Here is a 991-nt window from a genome sequence, read left to right as displayed (position 1 = left end):
CAAGGTTCAAGAGAGGCCCAGGGTACCAGGGGTTTTGCTGATGTATTTCTGCCAGAGTATGAAAGCTATCTTCAAGCTCATCGTTACCTTTGAATACCCCGGCAGCCATCGCTTGGTCCGATGAACTCTCTAGTGACTTCATCGTTTCAACAGCGTCTTGATATTGTGAAACTAATGCTTGTCGCGAATCTTCAGCGGCGATTGATTCCTTATCTATTTTTCCTTTTGTTGCACAGGCACTCAAGATAAGGCACAGACAAACCATCAAAAAACATGACATTGATTGCCTCAAACAGATGAATAGACCCTTAATACAAGTCATAGATGATCTCGCTCTTTAATTCAGGCTTATCGTAACGCCCTGGTAGCAATTCTTTTAAGGCATCAAAACTATTCTGAACCCAGTCATCGTAGATACCAATCCAAGACCTACTGGAGTTCTGTTCATGAATTTCAATAGCACTGTCTTCAAAGGGATAAGCTTGTTCTTCAAGAAGAATTTCGTACTGCTCTAGCTCCAGCTCGTTCAGGCCTGTAGGGCGATCAGAATCCATTAAGTCGCGACTAAGCTGAGCATAAATATCAGCCATGCGATATCCAGCTTCGGTTGAGAACTGAGAGACACCATAACTCGCCGTCTTTTGATAGGCTTTCATAGCTTTTTCCAAAGCTTTGGTTTTTTTAATCATGGTTTCGTTTAGAGGTAGTTTTAACTTGATTCGTTTGTACTGAATAAAGGCATCATTAGCCAAAACACTCGCAGCACCTGCCGCCAAGAAGCGCATACGGTCATCTGCAGCATCACCCAAGCTATCGACCTTCTTCATTTGTTTAGCTAACCAAAAGCGTCGCTTCAGGGGTTTATCCGTTTCTTTATAAAGTTGCGCCAAACGATGAGTCACCTCCATATAGACATCAGCTGGCTCGGCATAGGTATTCGCATAAAGCCGGTAACTGAGTATCGCCTCTTTCTTGTTGTCAGCCTTATCGT

At 43.4% G+C, this 991-nt stretch carries 1 protein-coding gene and 1 pseudogene; both read right to left on the bottom strand.

Annotated features, from left to right (window positions below; genetic code table 11):
• Positions 1-280 (bottom strand): hypothetical protein (locus A3757_RS00540; RefSeq protein WP_156506063.1); only part of this gene is annotated, 280 nt, incomplete at its 3' end.
• A gap of 28 nt (positions 281-308) precedes the next feature.
• Positions 309-991 (bottom strand): annotated as a pseudogene (locus A3757_RS25985) (hypothetical protein); the annotation flags it as partial.

It is taken from the genome of Oleiphilus sp. HI0117, assembly GCF_001635235.1.
This window is presented reverse-complemented; position numbering and strand designations above follow the sequence as displayed.